Origin of the sequence: Exiguobacterium sp. UBA5002 (assembly GCF_002396765.1) — a bacterium.
Taxonomy (GTDB): Bacteria; Bacillota; Bacilli; order Exiguobacteriales; family Exiguobacteriaceae; genus Exiguobacterium_A.
In genome coordinates, this window is sequence record NZ_DGYQ01000030.1 from 1 (window position 1) to 26,264 (window position 26,264).

The 26,264-nt window shown below is 44.1% G+C and carries 26 protein-coding genes, 2 pseudogenes and 1 other annotated feature; of the genes and pseudogenes, 19 read left to right on the forward strand and 9 right to left on the reverse strand.

Annotated elements, in window-relative coordinates:
* Window positions 1–97 precede the first annotated feature (97 nt).
* Together B4C70_RS09230 and B4C70_RS09235 are read right to left on the reverse strand one after the other, a co-directional pair.
* A complete protein-coding gene (locus tag B4C70_RS09230) occupies window positions 98–1,213 on the reverse strand; it encodes a hypothetical protein (RefSeq protein ID WP_290778684.1) in 1,116 nt (371 codons plus the stop codon).
* A gap of 63 nt (window positions 1,214–1,276) precedes the next feature.
* Window positions 1,277–1,795, reverse strand: a complete 519-nt coding sequence (locus B4C70_RS09235) for a transcriptional regulator (protein ID WP_290778686.1) — start codon at window positions 1,793–1,795, stop codon at window positions 1,277–1,279.
* Window positions 1,796–1,944: 149 nt separating this feature from the next.
* Here B4C70_RS09235 and B4C70_RS09240 point away from each other — a divergent pair, with 149 nt between their 5' ends.
* Window positions 1,945–2,214 (forward strand): hypothetical protein, encoded by a 270-nt coding sequence (locus tag B4C70_RS09240; protein WP_290778688.1) that lies wholly within the window; start codon window positions 1,945–1,947, stop codon window positions 2,212–2,214.
* A gap of 58 nt (window positions 2,215–2,272) precedes the next feature.
* Here B4C70_RS09240 and solA read toward each other — a convergent pair whose 3' ends face one another.
* Both solA and B4C70_RS09250 read right to left on the reverse strand, forming a co-directional pair.
* Window positions 2,273–3,415 (reverse strand): N-methyl-L-tryptophan oxidase, encoded by a 1,143-nt coding sequence (solA, locus tag B4C70_RS09245; protein WP_290778691.1) that lies wholly within the window; start codon window positions 3,413–3,415, stop codon window positions 2,273–2,275.
* 73 nt (window positions 3,416–3,488) lie between these two features.
* On the reverse strand, window positions 3,489–5,234 hold the full coding sequence (locus B4C70_RS09250) for a methyl-accepting chemotaxis protein (protein WP_290778692.1): 1,746 nt from the start codon (window positions 5,232–5,234) through the stop codon (window positions 3,489–3,491).
* A 398-nt stretch (window positions 5,235–5,632) separates the two neighbouring features.
* Here B4C70_RS09250 and B4C70_RS09255 point away from each other — a divergent pair, with 398 nt between their 5' ends.
* The 3 genes from B4C70_RS09255 to B4C70_RS09265 all read left to right on the forward strand — a co-directional run bounded on the left by B4C70_RS09255 (window position 5,633) and on the right by B4C70_RS09265 (window position 6,577).
* Complete coding sequence (locus B4C70_RS09255) at window positions 5,633–5,857, forward strand: DUF2188 domain-containing protein (protein WP_290778695.1); 225 nt, start codon at window positions 5,633–5,635, stop codon at window positions 5,855–5,857.
* Between the two features lie 134 nt (window positions 5,858–5,991).
* Complete coding sequence (locus B4C70_RS09260) at window positions 5,992–6,201, forward strand: helix-turn-helix transcriptional regulator (protein WP_023468028.1); 210 nt, start codon at window positions 5,992–5,994, stop codon at window positions 6,199–6,201.
* Window positions 6,194–6,577 carry a hypothetical protein gene (locus B4C70_RS09265; RefSeq protein WP_290778697.1) on the forward strand — a complete coding sequence of 128 codons (384 nt, stop codon included), beginning with the start codon at window positions 6,194–6,196 and terminating at the stop codon, window positions 6,575–6,577. The genes B4C70_RS09260 and B4C70_RS09265 overlap by 8 nt, the downstream gene beginning before the upstream one ends.
* A 69-nt stretch (window positions 6,578–6,646) precedes the next feature.
* On the opposite strand, the gene B4C70_RS09270 is transcribed toward B4C70_RS09265, so the two are convergent.
* On the reverse strand, window positions 6,647–7,195 hold the full coding sequence (locus tag B4C70_RS09270; protein ID WP_290778701.1) for a GNAT family N-acetyltransferase: 549 nt from the start codon (window positions 7,193–7,195) through the stop codon (window positions 6,647–6,649).
* An 84-nt stretch (window positions 7,196–7,279) separates the two neighbouring features.
* Window positions 7,280–7,525: a binding site (T-box leader), on the forward strand.
* Between the two features lie 57 nt (window positions 7,526–7,582).
* Here B4C70_RS09270 and B4C70_RS09275 point away from each other — a divergent pair.
* Window positions 7,583–7,804 carry a hypothetical protein gene (locus tag B4C70_RS09275; protein WP_290778703.1) on the forward strand — a complete coding sequence of 74 codons (222 nt, stop codon included), beginning with the start codon at window positions 7,583–7,585 and terminating at the stop codon, window positions 7,802–7,804.
* 46 nt (window positions 7,805–7,850) lie between these two features.
* On the opposite strand, the gene B4C70_RS09280 is transcribed toward B4C70_RS09275, so the two are convergent.
* Together B4C70_RS09280 and B4C70_RS09285 are read right to left on the reverse strand one after the other, a co-directional pair.
* A complete protein-coding gene (locus B4C70_RS09280) occupies window positions 7,851–8,102 on the reverse strand; it encodes a hypothetical protein (RefSeq protein ID WP_290778705.1) in 252 nt (83 codons plus the stop codon).
* A 58-nt stretch (window positions 8,103–8,160) separates the two neighbouring features.
* Window positions 8,161–8,817: a hypothetical protein gene (locus tag B4C70_RS09285; RefSeq protein ID WP_290778707.1), complete on the reverse strand. Its 657-nt coding sequence runs from the start codon at window positions 8,815–8,817 to the stop codon at window positions 8,161–8,163.
* Window positions 8,818–8,949: 132 nt separating this feature from the next.
* Between B4C70_RS09285 and B4C70_RS09290 the strand changes: the two genes are divergently transcribed.
* The 4 genes from B4C70_RS09290 to B4C70_RS09305 all read left to right on the forward strand — a co-directional run bounded on the left by B4C70_RS09290 (window position 8,950) and on the right by B4C70_RS09305 (window position 11,473).
* Complete coding sequence (locus B4C70_RS09290) at window positions 8,950–9,636, forward strand: glyoxalase (protein ID WP_290778709.1); 687 nt, start codon at window positions 8,950–8,952, stop codon at window positions 9,634–9,636.
* A 30-nt stretch (window positions 9,637–9,666) separates the two neighbouring features.
* Window positions 9,667–10,077: a hypothetical protein gene (locus B4C70_RS09295; protein ID WP_290778711.1), complete on the forward strand. Its 411-nt coding sequence runs from the start codon at window positions 9,667–9,669 to the stop codon at window positions 10,075–10,077.
* A gap of 20 nt (window positions 10,078–10,097) precedes the next feature.
* A complete protein-coding gene (locus B4C70_RS09300) occupies window positions 10,098–10,574 on the forward strand; it encodes an NUDIX hydrolase (RefSeq protein WP_290778713.1) in 477 nt (158 codons plus the stop codon).
* Between the two features lie 266 nt (window positions 10,575–10,840).
* Window positions 10,841–11,473: a hypothetical protein gene (locus B4C70_RS09305; RefSeq protein ID WP_290778716.1), complete on the forward strand. Its 633-nt coding sequence runs from the start codon at window positions 10,841–10,843 to the stop codon at window positions 11,471–11,473.
* A gap of 251 nt (window positions 11,474–11,724) precedes the next feature.
* On the opposite strand, the gene B4C70_RS09310 is transcribed toward B4C70_RS09305, so the two are convergent.
* Window positions 11,725–13,668: a CDP-glycerol glycerophosphotransferase family protein gene (locus tag B4C70_RS09310; RefSeq protein WP_290778718.1), complete on the reverse strand. Its 1,944-nt coding sequence runs from the start codon at window positions 13,666–13,668 to the stop codon at window positions 11,725–11,727.
* Between the two features lie 378 nt (window positions 13,669–14,046).
* On the opposite strand from B4C70_RS09310, the gene B4C70_RS09315 reads away from it, so the two are divergent.
* From B4C70_RS09315 to B4C70_RS09345, 7 genes are all read left to right on the forward strand, one after another.
* Complete coding sequence (locus B4C70_RS09315) at window positions 14,047–15,543, forward strand: glycosyltransferase (protein ID WP_290778720.1); 1,497 nt, start codon at window positions 14,047–14,049, stop codon at window positions 15,541–15,543.
* A gap of 39 nt (window positions 15,544–15,582) precedes the next feature.
* Window positions 15,583–16,449 (forward strand): UTP--glucose-1-phosphate uridylyltransferase GalU, encoded by an 867-nt coding sequence (gene galU, locus B4C70_RS09320; RefSeq protein WP_290778722.1) that lies wholly within the window; start codon window positions 15,583–15,585, stop codon window positions 16,447–16,449.
* Window positions 16,450–16,749: 300 nt separating this feature from the next.
* The gene (locus tag B4C70_RS09325; RefSeq protein WP_290778724.1) at window positions 16,750–17,388 is read left to right on the forward strand and encodes a hypothetical protein; all 639 of its coding nucleotides are present in this window, start codon (window positions 16,750–16,752) and stop codon (window positions 17,386–17,388) included.
* Between the two features lie 2 nt (window positions 17,389–17,390).
* A complete protein-coding gene (locus B4C70_RS09330) occupies window positions 17,391–17,948 on the forward strand; it encodes a hypothetical protein (protein WP_290778726.1) in 558 nt (185 codons plus the stop codon).
* A gap of 444 nt (window positions 17,949–18,392) precedes the next feature.
* Window positions 18,393–19,205, forward strand: a complete 813-nt coding sequence (locus B4C70_RS09335) for an ankyrin repeat domain-containing protein (protein ID WP_290778727.1) — start codon at window positions 18,393–18,395, stop codon at window positions 19,203–19,205.
* A 126-nt stretch (window positions 19,206–19,331) separates the two neighbouring features.
* Window positions 19,332–19,802, forward strand: coding sequence for a DinB family protein (locus B4C70_RS09340; protein WP_290757038.1), 471 nt, complete (start codon window positions 19,332–19,334; stop codon window positions 19,800–19,802).
* A gap of 62 nt (window positions 19,803–19,864) precedes the next feature.
* Window positions 19,865–20,395, forward strand: coding sequence for a GNAT family N-acetyltransferase (locus tag B4C70_RS09345; RefSeq protein WP_290778729.1), 531 nt, complete (start codon window positions 19,865–19,867; stop codon window positions 20,393–20,395).
* Window positions 20,396–20,441: 46 nt separating this feature from the next.
* Here the strand turns inward: B4C70_RS09345 and B4C70_RS09350 are convergent.
* Window positions 20,442–21,425 (reverse strand): annotated as a pseudogene (locus B4C70_RS09350) (ketoacyl-ACP synthase III).
* Window positions 21,426–21,593: 168 nt separating this feature from the next.
* On the opposite strand from B4C70_RS09350, the gene B4C70_RS09355 reads away from it, so the two are divergent.
* The 3 genes and pseudogenes from B4C70_RS09355 to B4C70_RS09365 form a co-directional block, all read left to right on the forward strand.
* Complete coding sequence (locus B4C70_RS09355) at window positions 21,594–22,268, forward strand: permease (protein WP_214729756.1); 675 nt, start codon at window positions 21,594–21,596, stop codon at window positions 22,266–22,268.
* 203 nt (window positions 22,269–22,471) lie between these two features.
* Entirely contained in the window at window positions 22,472–24,496 is a 2,025-nt protein-coding gene (locus B4C70_RS09360) for an acyltransferase family protein (RefSeq protein ID WP_290778732.1), read from the forward strand.
* A 173-nt stretch (window positions 24,497–24,669) separates the two neighbouring features.
* Window positions 24,670–26,220, forward strand: a pseudogene (locus B4C70_RS09365) (IS1182 family transposase); the annotation flags it as partial.
* Window positions 26,221–26,264: the final 44 nt, after the last annotated feature.

Consider the following 26,264-nt stretch of genomic DNA (forward strand, 5'->3'; position numbering starts at 1 on the left):
TGACAGCGCATAAATGCGCTTATTCCTGTAGGAGTGGCGTGTAAAGCATCATTCTTTTTATCTTTGTAGAGACTAAAGTTTACGTCAGCCTCTATTCTTATTCCGTACACCATTTTTCTAATTCTTCGAGGCATAAATGCAACCGAGCAGTTATCATTTCTCGATTCCCCATCTGTTGCGTTGTTTTATGAGTGAGATGAAACTGATGTAGAATGTCGAAGTGCTCATACGCTTCTTGCAATATCCATAGTGTATACTCATCCAGTAATCGTCGAGTTTGCGTGGTGCGTTCGTCTCCAACCACGTTAGAGCAATATCCGCTTATGAATCCATCAGCTATTTTGTTAAGAACATAACTTTTTTCTTTATACGCTTGATTTATGTATCGTGGAGCATTTGAAAAGGCTGGTAACAAAAAAATGTAACAAAAAACAAAGTAAGCTGCATATTTCAAATCAAAGTCCAATCTTGGAAACGGGTCAATGATTGCAATGTGTTCATCAGTTAAAATTAAATTTTCTGGTGTTACATCTTGATTCACGAGAGAGATGTTTTGAACCTGAGTTCGTCTATTTTCAAGTAAAGCATGAATATGTTTACCGACTTTTTCTTTATCAAAGCAAAGACTAGAGTGAATGAGCATATTTAAGGTGGTTAAGACGTGTTCATTTTCTTCCAACCATAATTCATCCTCGTTTCTTAAATCGCTACCTTGTAGAGTCTTCCCGTTCCAGTGCAGTTCTCCGAAGCCTGCAATAGAGGTTTTATAGTTATGTATATTGTGATAAATTCTCCCTAATTTCGTACCGTAAGAATGTGCCTTGTCCTGATCGAGTAACAATAGGTCTGTTCCGCTTCCCATGAAAGTTTCTACTGTAAACACCAAGTCTTTCTCAATGAAGTACTGATAAAAGTTAGGGCAAACTGTTTGATTACTTTTATTGGCGTGTAGATAATAAGCTTTCGTTGACTCATACTCTGTAGTCAACTCTTGTTCATCAATTTGTTGCAACTCCCCATAAGCCTCATTCTTTTTTAGTCGGATCACAAGGTCTTGATCCTCTGACCTAGTTACTCTATAAACAGAGTGCCAAGCTCCTTCACCAATCTTTAGTAGCTGTTCTTTATGTATGTTCTCGAGATTCCATTTGGTGAAGGTATTGTTTAACGTATCCATTATCGTTTCATCAAGGTCTTCTTTGATTCGTTTCATGGTCTTCATTTCGCTCCCTAATAAAGTTGTGTCGTAGAAAACCCTCCTGAATTCGGAGAGTGTCTACGGCAAGATGACCAGTGAGACGGTCCGTTCAGTTGCCTGGTCTTCTGCCTCTAGGTGATGATATTTTTCGAGCAGTGTCTGCATGTCCTGTTGAAAATCATTGAAGGTTTCATCCGTCAGGTGCAATTTCGCGATCGAGAACGTCGAATGGTCCTGACCTTGCGTTTGAACGGTCTGTTCGAAGTACGTCTGGTACTGCTGTAAGACATACATGAAGTAGAACGAGACGAAATTCACTTTTTCGTCGTACGATGCACTGTTCCAGTCCGCCTCGCTGATCTGGTAACGACTCGTGTTCAAGGCATAAATTTTCTCCTCGACTTTTCCGACGCGCTGGACAGCGACGACCTTCAACAACTGATCGTCCATCATCGCATTGACTTGCCGGTATAAGGTCGACTGCGGTACATCCGTTAAGCGTTGATTCAGTTGCATGATCGATAAGCCGTCTTCAAGATCAATCAATTCAAGCGCAATCTTAAACCGGACATGATTTTTGAATAAGTTAAAGTTCACGTCATGTTCCACTCCTTTACGAATGAGATTCTAAAACTATCTTAGCATGTTTTTGGAAACATTCTTAAAAACGATAATGTAAAAAGAGGGAATCTGATATGTTCCTTGAATGATTTACATTAGAGTATGTGTTAGAAAGGAGTCTTCACATGAAAAATACAAGTTATCGCTACGGTACATATGCACTCATTACAAGCTTTTTCTTATTCTTCATCGTTCAGATGTTCCGAGCGTATATTGAATTATCTCCAGAATTTCTAGGAGAAAACCTTGGAGAGTATGGCTTAACGTATTTTCCAATCAGTGCATTAATCGTTGGATTAGTTTTTTTAAGCCACGGCTGGTGGACTGAAGATGAGAAAAAACAGCGTGAAAAGCTAGCTGCACAAAATCAGCAAGAATCAAATGAAACGGTGTGACATCATACCGTTGATAGAGAAGACCGACAACGAATTTTCGTTGCCGGTCTTTATTGTTTTATATGCTGTATTTCGCAAAACGTTCAATCGCAAAAGGTCCGATTGGTTCGGTCGTCGATTGTTCCGTGATTAATTCACTGAGTACTTTTCCAACTAAGCTGCTGAACTTGAACCCGTGACCGGAAAAGCCGGCGGCGATCGCGATCTGCGGATAATCCGGGTGCAAATCAATGATGAAGTCCTCATCTGGCGTCATCGTATAGAGACACGTCTTGCCGTGAGCTAAAGTATCGATCGAGGGCATGAACGTGTTCGTGAACTGTCGTAAATCAGCCAGATCACCCGTCTCTTGACCGAATGGACGGCGTGGTTGATTCGGATCAACGGGAATCCCGCCGTCGTGAAGTCCGATTTTCAGACCGGCTTGAGCGATACTTGGAAAACCGTAATAATAACCAGCGGGTGTATCAAAGGCGAAGGCCGGGAACACCGCGTCGTTGAATACCTCTTCCGCTGCTTCGAACCAGGCGAACGTCTTACGGACCGGGCGTAGCGGTAAGGAGAGTCCAGTTTGTTCGAGCAATGGACCAGACCAAGCACCGGCTGCGACGATTAATGCGTCAGCTGAGTAGGTGTCTGATCCGACGGTTACGTCCACACCATGAGCGTGGGCGGTAAGCGTCGTCACTTTCGCATTCGTCCGGATGTCGACACCGTTCGCGACAGCAAGATCGCGATACGCTTCAATACAATCCTCGCATTTCAACACACCAGACGTTGGTTCAAAGCAACCGATATAATCGTCGGGCATCGTTAAGCCGGACCAGCGGGTGCTGATTTCGTCAGCCGTCAGGACTTCGAGCGGCAAATCGTATTGCGCAGCACTCCTGATGATCGTCTGCATCGAACGGGACGAGCGTTGACCGGCATTCAAGACTCCGGTGTTCAGAAACAGGCTCCGACCGCAGATCTGTTCTAACTCATACCAAAGGCGTTGTGCGGCTAACGCCAGTGGTACGTAGGATTCACCTTCCCCGTAGGCATGGCGAATGATTCGTGTCTCCCCGTGATGGCTCGCCTGATCATGCGGCGGATTATGGGCATCTAACAGGAGAATTTTTTGATCGGTTCGTGAGAGATAGTAGCCGGCTGCCATCCCCATGGATCCGGCACCGACGATGATGACATCATAATGGGACATGTGGTTCGACTCCTTCATATGTATATTCATACCAGTATAAAGTGAGAACCAAGACATGACAAATGATGAGACATCAAATCTCGAAGCGACGGGCTTCCTGTTCTAAATGTTCCGTTCGTGCGTTTAAATCACTGACGAGCGTATGCAACGTCGTGATCGTCGCAATCATCTGTTCAGACGCAGCAGCGACTTCTTCATTACTCGCTGTATGTTCTTCCGCGACAGTCGCGATTTCCGTCAAGGCATTTCGAATGAACCGTTCTGCTTGCAAGACATCTTCCATCTGTTGCGTCATCTGTTGTGTTGCGGACGAGACGTGCGTGACTTGATCCGTCAACCGTTCGAACGTCGTATCCGTATCAAGGACGATCTGTTCACCGGATGCTGTTGCTTCGACCGTTGTCTTAAAGCTGTGCTGCATCTGTTGCGCACTGGCTTCGATCGATGTGACGATTGTCGCGATTTCACTGACACTACTTGCGACGTGGCTAGAGAGATTCTTGACTTCTGTGGCGACGACAGCAAATCCTTTGCCTTGTTCACCGGCCCGTGCTGCTTCGATTGCAGCGTTGAGGGCAAGAAGATTCGTCTGCTCGGAAATGCCGCGGATGATGCCGACGAGCGTTTGGATATCCGATGACTGCTTTTTCAATAAATCGATCTGTTCAGCGGACTTCGTGACATGCTGGTGAATGTGGCGCATCTGCTCGACGGACGCGGACATTTGATCCCGTCCGACTCGTGTCAATGTTGCCATCTGAGCCGTCGTTCCTTGAATTTCGACACCAGACTGGTTCGTCGTCTCAATCAATCCTGCGAACCGATTCATCTCGTCATTCAATGAAAGTGTGACTTGGGTCTGACTTTCGGTCCCCGTCGCGATTTCTGACATCGTATGGGCGATTTGTTTCGATCCGTCGAGTACTTCTGTCGTACTTTGATCAATCGATTGACTTGTCGTCGAGACGAGAGTTGCTGTCTGTTTGATATCGACGATCATCGTCCGTAGCATCTCGTTCATGTCACGAATCGAGATTGCAAGCGCATAGATTTCATCTTTTGAAGAAATCGTTAGATCGGTCAACGTCTGTTTCGCCTGATCTAGACGCCCTTCGGCAATCGAAGCGGCAACTGTTTGTAATGTCTCAAGTGGACGAAGTTTCCGTCCGAGTACGATATACAGAAGGGCAAGTGCCAGTATGAGTAATAATGATAATAAACCGATGAAAAGAGGGGCATTTTGTTTTAATAGATCTGTCGTTAGGGCGGTGACCTCTTTGGCAGCGATATCGACGCCAAGAATTCCGATGATTTGCCCTGATGCATTCTTTAACGGAACATAGACACTCATGTATTGGCCATAGATTGGGTCATCGATGATGTCAGTTGCATGTGTTCCGCCTTTTAATACGTCCTTCATGTCAGCGACTTCTGCGCCACTCGCCGGTTCATCGATTTTTGCGGCATCTTTTTTCGGTAGACCGTCAATCAATAAACGGACTATATTTTGGTCGACCCGGGCCGTGTAAGTGTAGAGGAGCCCGTTTTGCTTTCGTAACGTATCGAGTTGAGATCGTAACGTTTCATACTGTTCGGATGCGCTAGGAGATTTTAGAAAATCTGCATAGCTCGCTGTATCGAACGTTTTGCTGATGCGAAGCGCGTCTTTTTCAGCGGTCGCCTTTAAGGTGGAGATGGCGGTTTGTTTTGTGTTGAAGTAAAGTGCAATGCTACTGAAAATAAAGAAAGTAATCAAAATAAGGCTGATGATGGTCAATAAACGTGTTCGGAGTGAGTGTTGATTCGTAGGTGTACTCAAGTTGCATGTTCCTCTCGTCGTGGATTCTAGTGCTGTATTTAAATTATCGGTCACTTAAATAGCTATTAAACAGGACTATTCGACGATTTTTTTTGTGGAAATCAGTAAAATAGAGCGTTTTTTTCAAAAAAAGATTTACTCAGAATGATTTAGGGGAGAAGTAAAATAGAAAAAAATACAAGATGAGGGAAGAGGGAACAAAATGGAAAGTGAAGCAATTCCTCGAATCAAAGCAAGACACGTCTATGAAAACGAATTACACAGACATGCCGTCAATAAGAAAAAAACATCATTCCGGTTGATGACGTGCTTACGATGCCAAGCAAAAATTTTATTAAAAAACGGGCATCAGGATGCACACCAGTGTGATGTAGTGTAATAGGGAAGGAGAAAAGCAAATGAAGCGAAATCAACATGTCCTCCCGCATCCGCAAGGTGGATATCAGGTAAAAGCAGATGGGGCTGACCGAGCGACGAAACGTTTTCCGACACAAAAAGAAGCGATTGCGGAAGGTCGTCGAATCGCTAAAAATCAAAAGACGGAACTTGTGATCCATAATAAAGAAGGACAGATTCGTGAAAAAGACTCTTACGGTCATGATCCATTTCCACCACGAGGTTGAGCCATCATTAAAAAACACGTTCTGNNCAGAACGTGTTTTTTAATGATCCTCATGTCAAATGTTTTTGACATGAGGATGGAAGTTCATTACAGTAGAGATGTAAAAAGAATTTGACACGTCGTGGAGGAATGGACATGAGAAACCACATCAAAGAGCGACGTCTAGCGGCAAAATTATCGCAACAAGAACTGGCTGACCGTTGTCAGGTCAGTCGGCAGACGATCAATGCGATTGAAAACAACAAGTATGATCCGACTTTACAATTAGCGTTTAATATCGCCAAAGTCTTACAGACACAAGTCGATCATCTGTTCATTTCAGAACAGGAGGAATGGGATGTCTAAGAAAAAAACGGGTTTATTTTTAGTGACGCTCGTGATAGTGGCGAGTCTTACTATCATTAGTATGATCATCGAAAACAACGTAACGTTCTTCTCGATTGTTCAATTGGCGATTTTGATGATCATGTTCTTCTCGTATTTTACGTGGGCACGTTCAGGAGAAGACAGTCGACCGACACCGAATGATGAACTTGGAGAAAAGATTACGACGGAGAGTGGGCTCGTTAGCTACAAAATTCTGATCGTCCTGATTTTTGGATTTATTTGTCTCGATTACTTTTTACATGGATCAACGAATCTGTTATTGATCGTTTTGTTCGCGATCGGACTGACACTGTTGCCGATCATTGAATTTTTAAAAGCAAGATCTTATCGATAAAACGGTATAAAAGTCGTTTAGACGGATTCACCCATCTAAACGACTTTTGATATTTCACAGATTATCTTTTTAAGACGACCAATCACTCCGCAAAATCGAGTACATATACAAATCATCGAACTGACCACGCGAGTTTTCATATTGACGAAGCAACCCTTCCCGCTGAAAACCAAGCCGTTCAAGCAATTGGTGTGAAGCAGTATTTGCTGGCAAGACAAGTGCTTCGATACGATTTAAAGAGAGGTCCTCAAACCCATATGAGATGACCGCAAGCGCTGCTTCCTTCGCGATGCTTTGTCCCTGATAGGCAGGGTTCAACTCAAACCCGATTTCAGCCCGCTGATGGCGTTCGGATTGATTCAAGAAACCGCAACTACCGATGATGACATCGTCTTCATGTAACGTGATCCCAAACCGGATGCCCGTACCCTCACGACGAATCGAGGCGTACCAGTCAATCTCTTCAAGCGCGTCTGCTTCTGATTGAAAGGCGGCGAGTCCCATCTGTTTGACGACGTGTTCGTCTGATAAATAAGCGAGGACATTCGTAGCATCTTCGGGTAACACTTCGCGTAAGACGAGACGATCCGTTTTTAGCGTTGGGAAAGTATGTAACATTCAAAAAACTCCTTTGCAAGAAAATGTAAAAAGTTATTGTGCAGTGTTTAAGGCATATGGTAAGATTCTCCACAACAAGAGCATATCATTTCGTTGACGAGAAAGAGTAATGATTGTCCCTCTGCCTTACAGAAAACCGGGATTGCTGAGAACCGGAAGCCAGATCAATCATGAAGATCCTCTCTGAGAAGTCACGCTGAACCATTCAGTAAGTGTGACCGGGTGTCCACCGTTACATGGAATGCACATGATAGTGTGCAACTAAGTGCTGTCGAGAACGAGTATTCTCGACGGAATATGGGTGGTATCGCGGTGAAGTCCGTCCCTGTCAAAGGGGCGGACTTTTTTTGTATTCTCTCAGTTACCGATTAAAGGAGCGAACAAGAGATGACGTCACAAAACCAAGCAGAAACCGTACAACAACGCGAGGAGCGTGTCCGAAACAGATGGAAACAAGACCAGGTCTTCGCACGATCGATTGAACAACGCACGGAAGCGGAATTCGTATTCTATGAAGGTCCACCGACTGCTGCGACTCGGGAACTGCGAACGCGATTCGCGAAGAGACACGCAATTGTTATTTCTATGAAAAGATGGGCTATCGATTGACCGGTGTCAGTCAACCGCTCAATGAACGGGCGACACTCGTTTCCTATCAGAAATCGGTTTCGGAATGAGCGGGTTTTATCGGAAGGAAGAACCACCACAGATTCGATAAAAGAGCGGCAAGGACGGCAAAGTTAAACAGATAAAGGCAAAAGAAGAAGACGAACTCACCGATGTCCTCAAGGTTAGCTAACGGATTATCGATCAAGCACGATTCGTGACTGACGCCGAAGATGAATAAAGGAAAGAAGACATAGAAGTATCGTTTCCAAAAGAATGACGCAGGACCAGTTTGAAACATATGAGCACCTCCTGAAGGAATGTCGCGCTTCTTCCGGTCAGAAGAAGCGTGTGTTCGTTTACGATAAAGAGGGTGTCCCGACGACTTCGACGTGGCGCGTGACCGTATCAAACAGACGTGTCCGCGTATCGTTATGAGACAACAGCAACGGTTCACCGGTCTCGTCAAAGATGAAGGCAATCGGAATCGAAAAACCACAGTTGCGGTACGAACCATCGGCATGACTCGTTCCGATCATGAGCGTTTGTTGCGCCTGACTGATACTACGTGCTTCACCGGACCACTCAACGTACTGTTCTTCACTGAACATGCCGACGCCAATCGGGTTGAAGATGAGATCAAGTCCGGATTCCTCGCGTAGTCCGTCTTTTCCTAAGAAGATTTCACGGCAGAGGACGTATCCATAGCGGAACGACCCGTCGTTTGCTGTTGAAGGCGTATAAAGCGGTCCAGCTTCTGGTGTTTTGGCGCGATCAAGCAGAATCGTCCCGGTCGCATCGATGATGACAGCGCGATCGAGATTCGCTTCATCTTTGTAACCAAGGACGATTGCTGTTTCGAACTGCTTGGCAAGATGTTGCACGCGTTCGATTTCTGCGACCGTACAATAGCCTTCCGGGTAGACAATCAGGTCGACTTCAGGATAAGCGGTGATTTCACGTTCGAATTGCTCGAGCCCGGTCTCGCGTTTCGGTTGAGCGATTAATAATTTCATCAAAACATCCTCTCGGGTATAAATATATCTGAAAAATCAGACTTTTATATCGTCATGATTTTACCATTAGTGGTAAAATAAAGCATATCACTTTTTGATAAATTTTACTGCAAGTGAAGGAAGGTTAATGGTATGAACATTTCGAAAACCATTCTTGTAACACGCCATCTACCGGCGATGAAGGCTTTTTACATAAACCAGATCGGATTTCCGCTCGTCTCGGAAACGAATGAGTCGTTTACGATGCAAATCGGTACCGATCAGCTGACATATCAACAGACGGACGATGTTGATACGCAATACCATATGGCGTTCAACATTCCGGAAAACGTCTTCCAACAAGGTAAAGCGTGGCTTGTAGAGCGGACACCACTCTTGATCGAAGACGGACAGGACGAGATTTATTTTGACTTCACGGACTCACATTCCTGTTACTTTTATGACCCGGATGAGAACGTCTTGGAGCTGATTGCGCGGCATCAAATCAATCCCTCTAAAGCGGAACTGACGTTTGATGTATCCGACATTCTCGGAATCGGTGAGATGAGTCTGACGGTAAAAGATGTGCTTGAAGTGGGTGAGCAGTTAGCAGAAATCGGCGTTGTCGAGCGACGGGAACGTCCGCTCAATGGCGCGTCACTCAACTTCCTCGGACCGGTCGCGGATGGAACGCATATCTTGCTCGTCCCAGAAGGTCGGACATGGTTGTTCTCACCGAAGACGGCGAAGGTCAGTCCGATCGAGATGGAACTCGACGGCAGACATCGGGTCCGGCTTGATGCAGCGGGCGTATGGCATCAAAGTACCGTTTCTTCATAATTCATTATTCTAAAAAGTGAGGGAAGTAAGATGAACAAAGCGGTGAATGCGAGTATCGCGTTCGGATTATTATTGTTCGTATGTGGTTTCTTTTTTCTGTTTGGCTATTTGACCTGCTCGATGCCGATTCAGCAAGGCGGTGACCCGGTCATCTTACCGGTCGCAGCACTCCTCGTTCTCCTACCATTCGTCATCCGTGAAGGCATGCGCGTTTTGACATATGTCTCGCTGACACGTCGACAGGTCGGCGTACTCATCTTATTTGCAATCAGTGGAATCATACTAAGTAGTTGGATTGAGGTGCAGCAGAATGTTGCCGTAATCGATTTCCGTTCTCTCTTTACGATTCATATGTTCGTACTGTTCGTTTCGGGCATCATCTTGTTGTGTCTCCTATTGACGGGGCTCAAACGGATGCGCGTCCGAACGAGAGTGATTTAAATGGAAAAGGACTGAATGACATGGGATACATTACAGAATTACGAAAACTCGTCGGCACACGACCGCTCGTCATGGCAGGAGCGTGTGTCATCGTCGTCAACGATAAACAAGAAGTCTTATTACAACTTCGGCAAGATAATGGTTGCTGGGGACTCGCTGGTGGAGCGCTTGAGATCGGGGAGACGCTCGTAGAAACAGCAAAACGAGAATTAAGGGAAGAGACCGGTCTTGAAGCGGAGAATCTCGAATTATTGAACGTCTATTCGGGTGATGCGTTTTACTATAAGTATCCGCATGGGGATGAAGTCTATAATGTGATCTCGGCATTTCTGTGTACAGCTTATACGGGTGAAATGGTTCGGGATCCGTCAGAAGTCGCAGAATTACGCTTTTTCGCTATGGATAAGCTACCAGAAAACCTCAATCCACCGGAACAGCCGATTTTGATTGAGTATGTCGAAAAACAGCAAGCAATAACGCATCACGTTTCCATCTGAAGAAATTGGTATGAATAGAAAATCTTGAATGAGCCTTTCATTCAAGATTTTTTGTTGCCCTGGAACGCGTTCTAGTCTTTAGCCGATCAAACAAGAACTCGCCAATCCTTTGAACAACATCAACCGCTCTGGGCACTTGAAGAGAAATGGTATAAACAGTTTCTGGTCTATCCGATCGATACGACAGCGAAAACGCCGGAGCAAGTCCGAGAAGCAGCAGTTCATCAGCTGTCTTACATCGGATTCTTAAGAAGGGAGAAAGAGATATGAAATGGAAAAGGACGACCTATCCCCTCATCGAGGGACAAGACGAAAAACAGATCTACTGGATAGAACAAGGAAAATCGGTTCAGATCGGACAGACCTACGAAACGATTCGGTTAGAAAAGACATCACATCAATCCATCCTAGTACGGGAGCAAGAATTGGTGTCAGAAAAAATCGGCAATCGAGCAATCCGCCTGACGATTGATGCAGAAGACTATACGCCACTCGAATTCGTCGAGTACCAAGATGGCGTCCAAACCGTGCATGCGTTGTATCGAGCGAATGCAGTCGTAATTACGCGAGGCAATGAGCAGTCTGTCCTACCGATTCATACCGAAAGTGTTGATCTGTTTTCAATCGAATTGTTATTGCGAGCATTACCACTAACCGTTGATTCGACGTTTTCGTTTAGTGGCTTTAGTGCCGTTTCAGGACTTGCGGTACCGATTCAGGTGCGACCCTTGCGGCACGATCGATTGACGACCGAATCAGGCGAACACGTAGAGACACTTTGCGTCCACGTTGCGTTTGGTGAACGTGTTCAGTATTACTGGATTGATCCAGTCAAGCGGGAGTTGTTAAAACAGTCCTCACAGATTGCGGACGGGATCTCATTGGAATTTCGTCGATGAAAAAAAGAGCTGACTCAAAAGTTGGTCTCTACAAAGAAAAGGGTGGCAGAATGATGATCTGCCACCCTTATTTCGTAAAAAAAAGAATGACGCGTCACACGCCACTCCTACAGGAAAAAGCGCATTATGCGCTGCCAGAGACAAATAAGACCCGCTTTCCTGCTTGAATGAAGCAGGAAAACTGGCTTGTGTCTCGCCTGAGGAAAGGGCGTGAAAAGACGCGTCATTCTTTTTTGAGTCAGCTCCATTTGTTATAGCTGAAAATGATGTTGCATCGCTTCGAAAATCCGTTTACTTGCTTTTGTATCGTCAAACGCATAGATGTGACTGAGGTGACGTTTGAACTTTTTAGGCATCTTCGATTCGCGTAGTGACTCCATCAAGGCGTCTCTTGTTTCGATGACATCTCCTGGTAACAAATCCGTCGATTCGCCGGCATTATCTTCGCCAACTAAGACAGGTGGGCGGTAGTAGATGACCTTTTTGTGCATCAAGGAAAAATCGAGACCGACACTTGAATAATCTGTGATCAACACATGATGATTTTCAAGCAACTCCTTGACTGTGAACGCATCCTGACTGATGACATCGACGAAGTCCGAGAGGAACAAGTGGCTGAATTTTTGGAAGTTGCGATGAAGGTAGAACGAAATTTCATATTTGTTGTCCATCACTAAACTTTTCAACTGTTTGTCCGTGATTAAGGATTGAAACTCTTGATAATAGTCACTTTCCATGAACTGCTCGTCTGGATACGTATCGAGTTTCGGTCGCCACGTCGGCATGATCAATAGCTTTTTCCGGTTTTTATATCGCTTGAGCCAACGTGATCGTTCCGTGACCAATTGATCGAATCGGGCGAGACCCGTCACGATGATTTCGTCAGGATGAAAGCCGTAATCGCGGGCGATGAGTTGTTTTTCCCGCTCCGAGGAGACGACGAATAAGTCGGTAAATGGATGCGGCATCTTTTTTCCATAAAGATGACTGACATCTTTTGACCCGATGACACCGTGTTGCAAGAACAGCTTTTGTTTCGTTTGAATCAGTGCTTCCGTGTGATAGGTAGCGAACGGTAAGGCATAACTTGAAGAATGCGTATGGCAGAGAATGTCTGCTGCTTGGACGACCTCGATGTTCTCTGGTGATTTGTAGAACACGATATGGTTCTCATATCCGACAAGATTTTTGAGGTCCGGACTCGACCGACTGATGATGTAGAAGATATTGAAGCGCTTCTGATGCTGGTCGACGAGATACTTGAAGAAAATCATCCCGTTATCTTGTGCTTTATCCGGATATTCAAAACAGATAATCGTCTTCTTCTTAGGGTCCAGTCTAAGTAACGGGTGAGGGTCTGCGTAATACTCGACAGTCTCGACCGGTACTGGGATCAGACGCATCGCAAGACGTTCCGACACGGTTGAATAGGGGCGGACTAGCACATCGTATTGATCATTAAACGGCAACCAGTGCTCATCGTTCAAGAGTTCTGGGTGATTTTTAAAGTGGCGAATCCGAGGTGTAAATCCAGAAATCGGCATCTCACGAATCGAAAAGCCAAACAATAGGTCGTAGATGTTTACATTAAGGATTTCGTAGTCATACTGGTCACCAAGCAAATGATTGACAAGTTCTGGTTCGATCACGGCTTCGACCTCTGTCTTGAAGCGACGAGCATCAACTGGTGTGACGCTGAAGCGTTCAATCGGCAGGGTGATTTTTTGTTCCAGATGTCTGAACTTAATGAAACAACTCGGCTGTTCCACTTCGAAATACTTCGAGTGAAACGAAAACTTCAATAGAAGGACGTCGTCTTGACGAGTGATGCCCTCAAATAGGACGTCTTGATCATAAAAATTCATGATGGACGGTTTTTTGTTATAGATCAGACTGAGTTCATCGTCTTGGTCGATGAAAATGAAGTAGGAATGTTTCCCTTGTTTGATGTAACTATTCGGTGCGATGACTAGTGGCTCAGAAAGATGTTTGAACGAGATTGGTGTACCGGATTCATCGACGAATTTAACAGGATGATTCTTTTTTTTGAAGATATCGAGCAATGTATCAATCGATAGCACAAAGGCTGTCTCTATTTTTTGGAGTGGTATCAGTTGTTCATTGATCGCTAACTGTAGGCTTTGGTGCGGAAGATTCTCGATCAAAAACGTATGATCACGACAAGTGATTTTCATTGGTGCGTGGCTTCCTTTCATACTCTGATTCAGTCGTTCTTAAACAACATCACTTACCATACAATATCTTCCGATTTCTGCAAAGATGTAGATTGATTGAAACCACTGCAGTATAGTCTACTGCTGAAGGATATTGGGAAAAGACAGACGTTACCGTATCTTCGACAGAGCATTGGTTGCAGAATCATGACAATGATTGGATATTATGCAAAACGGATTGACTTTGTTCTTAAAAAAGCAGATAAATAGAAACTGTATTGGTAAATGCGACTAGTATCGCAAGAGGTTTATGAAAAAGCAAAGTCGGCTATATATAGAGGTTGAACTCACAGAAAAAAACAGGGATCAATCTTGAAGGGTGAAGGGGAGTAATGACAGATGCTGTATACGGTAACATCGACATTACCACCAAAACACGGTGGTAGAACGAAGTCGTTATTGAGTCGAATCGCGCTCATGGAACAAGAACTTGGCGCGGGTTCAACAATCGTTACGACGAACTACAATGCCAACTACATGGAAGTCTACGAATTGTTCCGAACAGAAGAGAAGGTCGGTCCGAAAGTACAATTTGAAAATATCTACGATTGGCTATCAGATTACAAATTGTTAAGTATTCCAACGACTCGTTTTCGTAACAAACCGATCATCAAAGAAACGGAGCGCGAAATCGAAGGATTGAAAAGCGTCGAGAAAAAAAACAGTGACGCCGTTCGTTATTATGATGAGGAAGATGAGTATGTCCTCTACCGTAAATATTACCCTGAAACGCAAGTCGTCGAATTCGAAGATTTCATGACGAACGCTTCCCGTAAAAAAGTCGAGCGCTGGGAATATAACGTCTACGGTCAATTGCACCGGAAGACGATTTATTCGCCGGTCCATCATGGAAAGATGATGGAAGAGCTATATGATTCGGAAGGCAATGTCTATTGTAAGAAGTTTTACAATGAAATGGCGCGCCCGAAGCTCATCTTGATTCAGTTATACCGGAACGGCAGAATGTACAAAGCGTTCAAAAAAGAGAAGGACTTGTTTGAGTATTACTTCAACCGATTGTTTAAAGACGGTGATGTCTTGTTCGTCGATGCGCGTTTACTGGACCGCTCGATTCTCAACATTAAAGCAGATGTCAAACGGGTCATGGTCATCCATAACTCACACTTGGATGGTACGACCGTCAAAGGATCATATACGACGATGTTCTCGGAATCCGATAAAGTGACACGTTTCATCAGTCTGACGAATCACCAAAAAGAAGACATCCTGGAACGGTATAACATCCCGGAAGAGAAGATTTCCATCATTCCGCATTTCATCGTCCCAGAACAAACGCAACGACGTGACCAGGTCAAGGATCAATTTTGTTTCATCGGTCGATTCGGTCTACAAAAGCAGATGGATCATTTGATCAAGAGTTATGCGATCTTCAAACAATCCGGTCACGCGACGAAGCTTGTGCTCTACGGCATGGACGAACAAGGGCAACTGGCGATGATGGAGAGTTTGATCGAGGAACTCGGCTTAGAGGACGATATCGAAATCCACGGCTTCACGTCGAATCCGGCAGAAGTGTTTCGGGAATCGAAAGCCTCATTGTTGACGAGCGAATTTGAAGGATTTGGACTGACGGTCATGGAAAGTATCAATGTCGGCTGTCCGGTCATTTCTTATGACGTCAAATACGGACCACGCGAAATCATCGCCCACGGCGAGAACGGCTACCTTGTTCCAGCGAACGATATGGAAGCTTTTGCTGCCGCGATGGTGCAACTCGTCGAACGACCACTCGAGCGCGTTGAGACGAAGCCATCACTGTACCTCGAGACGGCTGTAAAGAACTACGGACGATTACTAGAAGAATTGAGCAACTAAACTAAACCTACTACTTGAACGATGAAGAGGATGAACGTTATGAAGAAAATCACGAAAGCCATTATTCCGGCAGCAGGACTCGGGACACGTTTCTTGCCTGCGACAAAAGCAATGCCAAAAGAGATGTTACCGATTCTCGATAAACCGACGATCCAGTATATCGTCGAAGAAGCGGCAAAAGCCGGCATCGAAGATATCATCATCGTCACGGGGAAACACAAACGGGCCATCGAAGATCATTTTGATAACCAAAAAGAACTCGAGATCACGCTCGAGAACTCTGGGAAGACGGAATTACTCGAGAAGGTTCAATTCTCGACGAACCTCGCGAACATCTTCTATGTCCGCCAAAAAGAACAAAAAGGTCTCGGTCACGCCATTTTGACGGCAAAACAATTCATCGGGAACGAACCGTTCGCAGTCTTACTCGGGGACGATATCGTCGAGTCGGATGATCCGGCAATCAAACAATTGATGGACGTCTACGAACAGACGGAGAAATCGGTCATCGGTGTACAAGAAGTCCGTCCGGAAGAGACGCATCGTTACGGCATCATCGATCCTGTCTCGCAAAACGGACGACTGTATGACGTGAAGAAATTCGTCGAAAAGCCGGCTTCGGGCACTGCACCATCGAACCTCGCGATCATGGGACGTTATGTGCTGACACCGGATATCTTTGACTACCTAGCGAATCAAGGAGAAGGAGCGGGCGGCGAAATTCAATTGACGGATGCGATTGAACGCTTGAATGCGGATAGCCAAGTCTTTGCGTATGATTTCGAAGGCAACCGCTATGACGTCGGAGAGAAACTCGGCTTCGTCAAGACGACGATCGAGTATGCCTTGAAAGATGCAGAGATGCGTGACGAGCTGAAAGCTTTTATCAAGACACTAGACATTTAACATGATGGACCACTCTGACATGATTCAGAGTGGTTTTATTTAGAATTTAACAAGTTAATCGAGAAAAATAATATAACTTAAATTCATTTTTGTGATATTTTTTAATTTTTACAGCATATTTAGCTATTTTTATTCAGATTTTTTGAATAGATAAAGTAAAAGAGATTTTATTGTAATATAATCAAATATTTTTTTACTTCATTCGTTAATACAGTTAATTAATATTCGATATGAGGTGATAAGATATTTTGGTAGCGTATTTCTACTAAAATATAGAGGTAAAAAAAAGGAGTAAATAAAATGAAATTTAAAAAATTATTCGTACCAACGGTCGTAACAGGTATTTTGATTTCAAGCTCTCAATTTGTATTAGCAGAGGCTAATTCAGTTGAAACAAGCTCAAATGCTAACATTGACGAAGCAACTATCACTAAAGACAATGTTGGTGATATTGAAGTTACAGAATATGAATATAATAAACCTATATTGACTGACTATGAGAGTGTCGATTTAGTTAGGAAAGCTTACATTCCTTATGATGGACGTGATTATAGTCCGTACCAAACAAAAAAATACACGCAAATTGACTGGAAAGCAGAGCTTAAAAATGGAGGGAAGACATCTGATACTGTAACAAAACTTATCTCGAGAAGTCAGTTTTGTAATGGGAAAATTGGTGCTGAAGCTTCAGTAAAACTAAATATGCCATTAATTGAAGATAAGATTAAATTTAATGCAGAGGTAAGTTTTGGTACAACTACAGTAGATTCTGTATCATATACTTGGACTATTCCACCAAAGCACACAACTTATATTAGTTTTGGATCGAAAGCAGTCAAAACGATGGGAACAGTATCTGTATATAAACGAGGTTCACTATCTAAATCGGAAGCAATAGATGTAAAATATTCTACTCGTGTATATTATGCTAAAAGCTAAAGATGAACAAATTTTATATTAAAAAAATTGTAATCTTCTGCGCAATATGTTTACTTATACTTTTATTTATTATTGCTACGTTTAAGTTTGAACAAGACGAACAGACTACTAAAAAAAATAAAACTGAAGAAAAGTATACATCAGTTAATCAATACGTTTCTGAAATACAAGGTAATCAATTTAAAAGAACAGAATTACAGGTTAAATTTATAGACAGTAATAGTGTTGATTTGAAAATGAAAATGAAGTTATCCAAACATTTATTTAAGATATTCAAACACACAAAAAACCAACCAACTTTTAGTTTTGCTGCGAATATGAATCAAGATGTACTGAGTAAGTTTGTTTTGAAAAAATCTCCTGAAGTCGTAAAGATTAACTTTCAATTAGATTCGAATCAGGTGATGCATATCCATCAAAAGTTATATTTAAATGTACCAATATCAAGTAAAACGAAATCATTATTTTTGGATACACGTAATTATCAATTCTTATTTTTAAATGAGCACCAGCAAGCGGTAGCAATTTTGTTTGATTTAAACTTATCGACTTGGCAATAAAGTCACAGAATAGTAATCAGATCTTGTTTTGAATAGCCAAACGATTTTGATTTTTTCAGAACGGAGAAGATGAAAATGTTATCTTGGCTAGGTATAAAGAAAGCGAATAGCGCAGGACGTCCATTTTTTGCAGGTGTCGAGAAATCGACGGTCTTCTTAATTTTATTAATATCCCTTGCATTTCTCAATAGTGTGAGGTGGATCCTCAAATTTCTCATTCCAACATCCTTTTTCAATGACTCCATCGTTTCGGTCTTACCAGGCGTAGTTGGAATCCTATCAGCTATTATATTCGTGTTTTTGGTCGAACGACTGATAAGCGATGAGTCTAACCCTGCTGAATAATCGTCGAAACCATCCTCAAGTAGGATGGTTTTCGCGCATTATAACAGGTTCTTGTTGTAAAATGAGGAGGACAATGGAACAGGTGAGGGGCGAACGGACATGACGAAACGATTCATCCAAGATGCTGCTTTTTTGGGCAAACGAAAACAAGTAATGCGCTGCATAGAACGTGGTGACGATCTGAACGAACTGGATGAAGAAGGATTTGCGGCGCTTCATTGGGCGATTCAGGAAGGGTACCTACGGATCGTCGAATTGTTGCTCGATCACGGGGCGGATGTTAACCTTCCGAATCAGGACGGGATGTCACCGCTGCATATCGCGCTGTATGATCAAAAGACGGACATTGCATTGCTATTGATCAAACGGGGTGCCCATCATGATTTAAATGAGTACGGCTTCTCAGCGCTTCACTTAGTAGCGGGGCGATCCGGCAATAAAAAAGTCTTACGGAAACTAGCGCAGAATGTCGAGTTGTTACATCAACGGACCGATGACGGGGAAGGTGTGACACCGCTCCATTATGCGGCGCAAGAAGGTAAATCGAAAAAAGTCCAGCTGTTACTGGAAGCAGGAGCAGAAGTCGATGCTGTCGGATTAGATGGATTCACGCCGCTGTATCTCGCAGTCGGAAATAATCATCCGAAAGCGGTCAAAGTGCTTCTAAAGGCGGGAGCCGACATCGAGGCGGAAAACGTCGCGGATGGAGATACGGCAGTCCTCGCATTAGCGAGTGCTTACGGCTATGAACGGATTGTCCGTTTACTTCTCTCTTATGGAGCCGATCCATTGCATCGAAATGAAGACGGGCGGACAGCGCGTGATGCGGCACTTGATAATGACCACCATCAGATTGCGGAAATTTTAAGACAAAAAGAGATTGATGCATTGTCTGAGGAAGAAAATAAGTGAGCGATTGACGACAACAGGAAACATCTGCGGAGGCTTCCTGTTTTTATTTTTAAAAGGACTTTCAAATCGCTTTGTCAAAATAGAGATAGGAGAACACTTATTCGTCATCGAAAGGAAGGATACATCATGAACGCAAAAGATTGGATGGTATGGAATTTAAATGAAGTGAGAAGAAGAAGCATCAAAGTCTGGTGCTCGATTCCTGAAGATAAGCTGAACTGGAAACCGGATGAGAACGCCATGACGTGTTTGGAAATGATTCGTCATGTGTTAGATAGCGAGTATTATTATTACTTAGCCTTACAAAATGGAGGCAGTCTATCGTCGTATGAGTCTCCGTTTGAAGGGCGTGACTTCGTATCAGTGCAAGAGGAGCTAGACTTTGCGGAGGTCTATCGGGAGGAATTCATGACATATGTCGGGCGACTACCGGAATCAGATTTAGCGACGGTCCAGATTGATCGTTCCGAATCAGGTTATGTCCGTTCGCTTGGTGATATGCTGTTACGAATTGCTTATCATGAAGCAGTGCATACAGGACAGCTACTCGATTATTTGAGAACAGCAGACATTGAGCGTGTGCGGGTTTGGGACTAAGATAGGTGAATGAGAAAATAATGGTAGTACTATGAGCTACCGATGCTAGGGGGATGAAATTCTTGAATATACGTTTAGCCACGTCCAAAGACATGAAGGTAATAGCAAAAATTTACGTTGATACGTGGAGGACGACATACGCCGGTTTAGTACCTGATGTATATTTGACACAACTCTCGGTTCAACGAGCTGAACAAAAATGGACACAGTTTTTGAACGATTCCTCACAAGATACGTTCCTATATGTGGTATTGAACGAACAGGGAATCACAGTGGGATTCGCAGCAGCTCAGATTCATGCTGATGATGGAGTACGGATAGGAGAGTTATCTGCCCTCTATATAATACCTGAAGCGCACGGCTTAGGGATCGGCAAAAAATTGATGGCGACTATCGCTGCTCATTTCCTGAAAGCAGATGTCTTCTCGATGCTGGTTTGGGTAATGAAAAAGAACGAGTCGGGACGAGCATTTTACAAACGACTCGGAGGTAAATACATAGATCATCGCCAGAGTCGTTTTGGGAATGTCACGGTTAAAGATGAAGCATATGAATGGCTGGATATTACCACGCTTGTCCGTCATCAGAATTAAAAACAAGGAGGAAGTACGATGCATCTGTACTTCCTCCTTATATGAATCACAGACTCCATTTCATTAGTAATCCAGCTTGTGTCAAACCGCCACCAAATCCATATAATAGAAGCAAGTCACCCGTTTTGATTTTCCCTTCGGTAACACCTATATCTAAAGATAAGGGAATGGATGCAGCGGAGGTATTTCCGAAATGGATGAGACTGTAAAGCGCTTTATCAAAAGGAACATTACTTTTTTCGCAAATCGATTGAATCATGCGTAGGTTTGCACTGTGCGGAATGAACCAATCGATTTGATCCAAAGTCATCGATGCCTGATCCACTACTTGTTTCATTCCACGAGGAACCGTGCTGACCGCCTACTTGTAAACTTCGCGTCCATTTTGGATGAGTTTATTAGTGGGAATGATAGGATCTTCGAACAAGTGATTTGACAAGTTCGAGCAATAGAGACTGGCTCCTTTTTCCCCTTCCGAGTTCAAGTAGAATGAAATAAAGTCAGACTGGACTTCATCGCGTTCCACAAGAACCGCTCCACTACCATCTCCAAATAAAATGCATGTGTTTCGATCGGCATAGTCAGTGATGTTAGAGAGTGTTTCTGCTCCGATGACGAGAATTTTTTTATGAAGACCAGATGAAATTAACCCGTTCGCCAGGTGTAATCCGTATGTAAATCCTGCACATGCGGCGTTCAAATCAATTACACCCGCATGATTGATACCGAGTTTTGCTTGTACCAATGATGCAGTACTTGGTGTCTTAAAATCGGGTGTCATCGTACAGATGATGATCATATCAACATCTTGAAATTCTGTATTGTAACGCTGTTTTAAATTCATGGCTGCTTGATAGGCAAGATCACTTGTCGATTCAGTCTGACCCGCGATTCTTCGTTCTTTGATGCCTGTTCGTTGCACTATCCATTCATCATTTGTTTCTACTAGTTTCTCTAAATCATGGTTCGTCATGATTTGATTTGGAACGTAAGAGCCGATTGCTGTTACTCGAGCATGATGTGCAGTCATAAATGGTTCCTCCCTGTAAAAAGATGTTATACTTGGTTTTAGTACTAGGTACTAATTTGGGCGAATTTTCTTTTAAACACAAGGAATATAACTTATCGTACACATCATCAATTCGATTAGATGAAAAAAAAGCGGTCTTTAGCGGATGCTCGAAAGGAGTAAGGAAGGATGATTGGAATCAGCATCGCCACCACATGGGAGTTCGACGCGACGATTGCATATTTTCATGTCTCGCCTGAAGAAAGAATCTTCTATCCGTATGGTGAATACTTTACGCGCGAGATGAAAGGGGAAACGCTCTTGTTTTACAGCACAGGCGTTCGAAAAGTAAATGGCATCGGAGCGAATCAATATATGATCCTCCGTTTCTCATTGACGAAGGTCATCGTTGCCGGAACGTGTGCCGGGATTGACCCGAGGTACGACGTACTTGACATCATCGTTCCAGATCGTGCCGTTCAATATGATTGTACGGTCAAAGAGATTGAACCACTCATTAAACCGTCATTCATCGTCAATCTCGACGTCTCAAAATATGGCAACGACTTTCATCTCGGAACGATCGGAACGGCTGATCGCGCTGTCGTCATGTGGCGAGACTATATCGAACTGCGAGATAACGGTCTGACGATTGCCGATACGGAGGCGGGGGCTGTCGCGTACATCTGTCAGAAAAATGCTGTCGAATGTATCATCATCAAAGGCATCTCCGATTTTCCGACAGAAGAGAAGAACGAGGGTGCTGTCGAAGCAAACGTCGAACAGATGCGGATCTATATCGAGAACACACCGAAAGTCATGCGACGGATTTTTGACGACTACTTGCATCGATTTCTAATGTAATTTGCACCCGATGCATTTCTTTACATATTTTCCAAGTTTCTTACGGCAATATAGTTCATTGGCATTGTATTTTTTGAAATATGTTCTATCATAGTGAATGGAAACGTTTTCTCGAAATGGTGAGTACATACCGAACTGTACAAGAAATGCGCTGCAATCATCAGGTTTCGTAGGTGTAGAAGTAGATGGAGGGACATAGAAGCATGCAAGAATGGAAAGTATCTGGTCAGAAACGGATTGATATTGAAAGCCGGTTTCGTCCAGAAATCGAAGGGCTACGCACGGTAGCTGCCTTACTCGTCGCAATGTATCACATTTGGTTCAATCGTGTCTCAGGTGGTGTCGATGTCTTCTTCGTCATCTCGGGTTTTTTAATCACGACATCAATCATCTCGACGATCAACCGGACAGGAGAGTTCAAGTTCCTTCCGTATGTGACAAAGTTGCTGAAACGACTGTTGCCATCGGTTTTATTCATCTTAGGTGTCGTCTTGGTATTAAGTACGTTTTTATTACCAGCATCGATTCTCGGTAAAACGATTCGTGAAGTCATCGCCTCGATGTTCTTTTATCAAAACTGGCAACTCGCCGTCTCAAGTACTGATTACTTGGACGCGACGCAAATGAAGTCACCCGTCGAACATTTTTGGGCACTATCGATCCAGTGGCAGTTTTATATGATTTGGTTCGTCTTGTTTTCGTTCATCTTATGGATGATGAACAAATATCAGATTCGGTCAATTAAAGCCGTCCTCAATGGTCTGCTTGGATTCTTGTTCGTCACGTCACTCGCGTACTCGATCTACCTGACTGAAGTCAATCAGCCATGGGCGTATTTCATTACGCCGACACGGGTCTGGGAATTCTCCTTAGGCAGTTTGTTATGCGTGAACTTATCGGCGATCCTTATTCCGAAAGGGGTGGCAACGATCATTGGCTGGATTGGTCTGATCGGTTTGCTGACGACCGGCGTCCTGTTTAATGTCTCGCAAATGTTCCCTGGTTATATCGCACTCTGGCCGATGACATGCGCCTTGATGATCGTGTTATCAGTGTTATCAGGGACGCAAGAGACACGGTTCGGATTAAAACGATTCCTCGGATCTAAACCAATGGTCAAACTTGGGGGGATTGCCTTCGGGATTTATCTCTGGCACTGGGTACTGCTTGAGTTCTATCGCTACAACGTCCAACAAACACCTGGCCTGCTCGTCGGCACATTGATTATTGTCTCGTCGATCGGCTTATCGTATCTGATGACGGAATGGATTGAAAAACCGATCCGGACTTCAACCGTCAATCGGACAGCGTTCAAGAAATTAGGTGCGCTGTTGACGGTCAACGTTTTGTTACTCGGATCATTACTCGGATTCGCTTATATGGAAGAGCAAGAGCTGAAACAAGCCGTTAGTAAGGATAAATATCCGGGTGCCTTAGCGATTGAACAGGCACTGTCTGTACCGAAGCAAGACCCATTCCCGTCATATGCGAACGTCTTCAATGACTTACCCCTCGTCCATACGGATGGTAGCAACCAAGGGCTACAAAAGACGGAAGCGAAGGTCGGCGAATACGGGAAGACGAAGGAGTATAAAGCAACGATCGCACTCGTCGGTAGCTCGCACTCAGAGCAATGGTTCGGTGCCTTACATGAAGCAATCAAAGGGACGGACATCCGTTTACTCAACCTGACGCGGTCAGGAACACGTTTTTCAACCGGATATGAACCGGACTCCCTAAAAGGGATCTGGAATCAGAATGTCTTGAACTACTTGAAAGATGCCGATGTTGATTTGATCATCTCACACGTAACAGCAGATGCTTCAAAAGACAGCATCCATCAACAAATGGTCGACCAGATGCAGTTCGTCAAGGACGAGTATGGAATCGAAGGTCTAGCACTCCGGGACAATCCACGATACGATTTTAACGTACTCGAGGCACTGGAGACGACAAGCATCGCTGACACGACGAAACAGATGAACGCACAACCGAATCAAACGGATGAGGCGTATTGGAAACAATTCGAAAAAACGAACCAGTCGCTCCATAAGCTGGATTTGACGCGTTACTTCCACGTCAAAGGCGAGTACCGTCCCGTTATCGGCAATGTCGTCATCTATCGCGATAACAGCCATATGACGAATACGTATGCGGAAAGTTTTGCTCCGATGTTCAACAAAAAGCTCAACGAGGTCCTCGCAGAAAAATTAGCAACGGACGAATAAAATATGTAAAACGAGGCTGGGACATAACTCAGTTTCACAAACGAAAGGCCCTCGAAACGTGTAGTCGTTTCGAGGGCCTTGTTCTATGACGAAAAACCGATTCTGAATAAACAAATAAGGACAACCTCTGATAAAGTTAAAGTGACTAAACTATAACCATCGGAGGTGCCCTTATGTTTAAAGATTATAACATGAACCAGCTGGTTCTGCCCTTAGATTTAGAAGTTCGTCTTCAAGAAAATGATATCGCGTTCGCTGTCCATCATCTCGTCGAATCCATTCCGGATGATGTTTTCGATCCTTTCATGCGGACGACGGGATGCCCTGCTTATCATCCGCGGATGATGATGAAAATCATTTTATGTGCCTACACACAGTCGGTCTTCTCCGGTCGGAAGATTGAAGGATTACTATCCGATAGTCTGCGGATGATGTGGCTAGCGCAAGGGAATGCGCCGAGCTATCGTACCATCAACCGTTTTCGAGTGCATCCCGCAGTCACTCCAATCTTGAAGCAAGCCTTCGTTACCTTCCGTTGCCATCTTGTCGAGATGGGAGAAATCAATGAAGAAGCCATCTTTATCGATGGTACAAAGCTAGAGGCGAATGCGAACCGATACACCTTTGTTTGGCGGAAATCGATCGAACGTCATAGTTCGTCTCTCGTGGACAAATCGAATCGTATCTATGACAACCTCGTCGAACAAGACATCCTACCGGAAATTGAACGAGAAAGCCCGGACGAGCTCACTCTCTCAGAACTCGAACACATGGGTGAAGCTTTAGACGCACATATCGCTTCCATCAACCAAAAAATCGAGGCGAGTTCGGATACTCAAGAAAGAAAACGTCTACGTTCTGAACGGAAGGAACCACGTCTCCTTCGAAAGGAGATTACAGATTTCATCGAGCGGAAACAGAGATACGCCCTCCAAAAGAGGACGCTCGCTGGACGGAACAGCTATTCGAAAACAGACACAGACGCGACGTTCATGCGAATGAAGGAAGATCATATGCAAAATGGACAACTCAAGCCAAGCTATAACGTTCAAATCGCGACCGAAGGACAGTACACACTCGCTTATGATATTTATCCGAATCCGACGGATGCCCGGACGTTACTCCCCTTTTTAGATGAGATCAGCTCATATTTACCACTACCACCGCATATCGTTGCGGATGCCGGCTATGGGAGTCAGGAGAATTATCAGGATATTCTGATGCGCCGAGGGCGCATTCCACTCATCCCTTATACGATGTTCGAAAAAGAAAAGTCTCGAAAATGGCGCAATGATCCATTTAACACAGTAAACTGGTCTTATGATGAAAGGTCGGATCGTTTTGTGTGTCCTAATGGACAGGACGTAACATTCCGTTACATGTCCAAGAGAACAGATCGGTACGGATTCACGCGTGATTTCAAGGTGTATGAAAGCGAAGGGTGTGATGGCTGCCCGTTTCGCTCCCGTTGTACCAAGGCCAAAGAGGGTCGTCACCGACAGGTACACATAAACACTTCATGGGAAGAACAAAAAGAACAGATGAAAAAATGGCTTTCAGATCAAAAAACAGGATCCCTCTATGCGAAACGGAAGATAGACATGGAACCAGTTTTTGGATATCTGAAGGCTAATTTGAGTTTCACTCGCTTTTCTGTGAGAGGAAAAGCGAAGGTGAAGCGTGAGCTCGGCTTCATCCTCATGGCCGTAAATTTAAGAAAATGGCTCATCCAAAGCGTTGCCCGAAGGGCAACTTGACGCGAGACAAT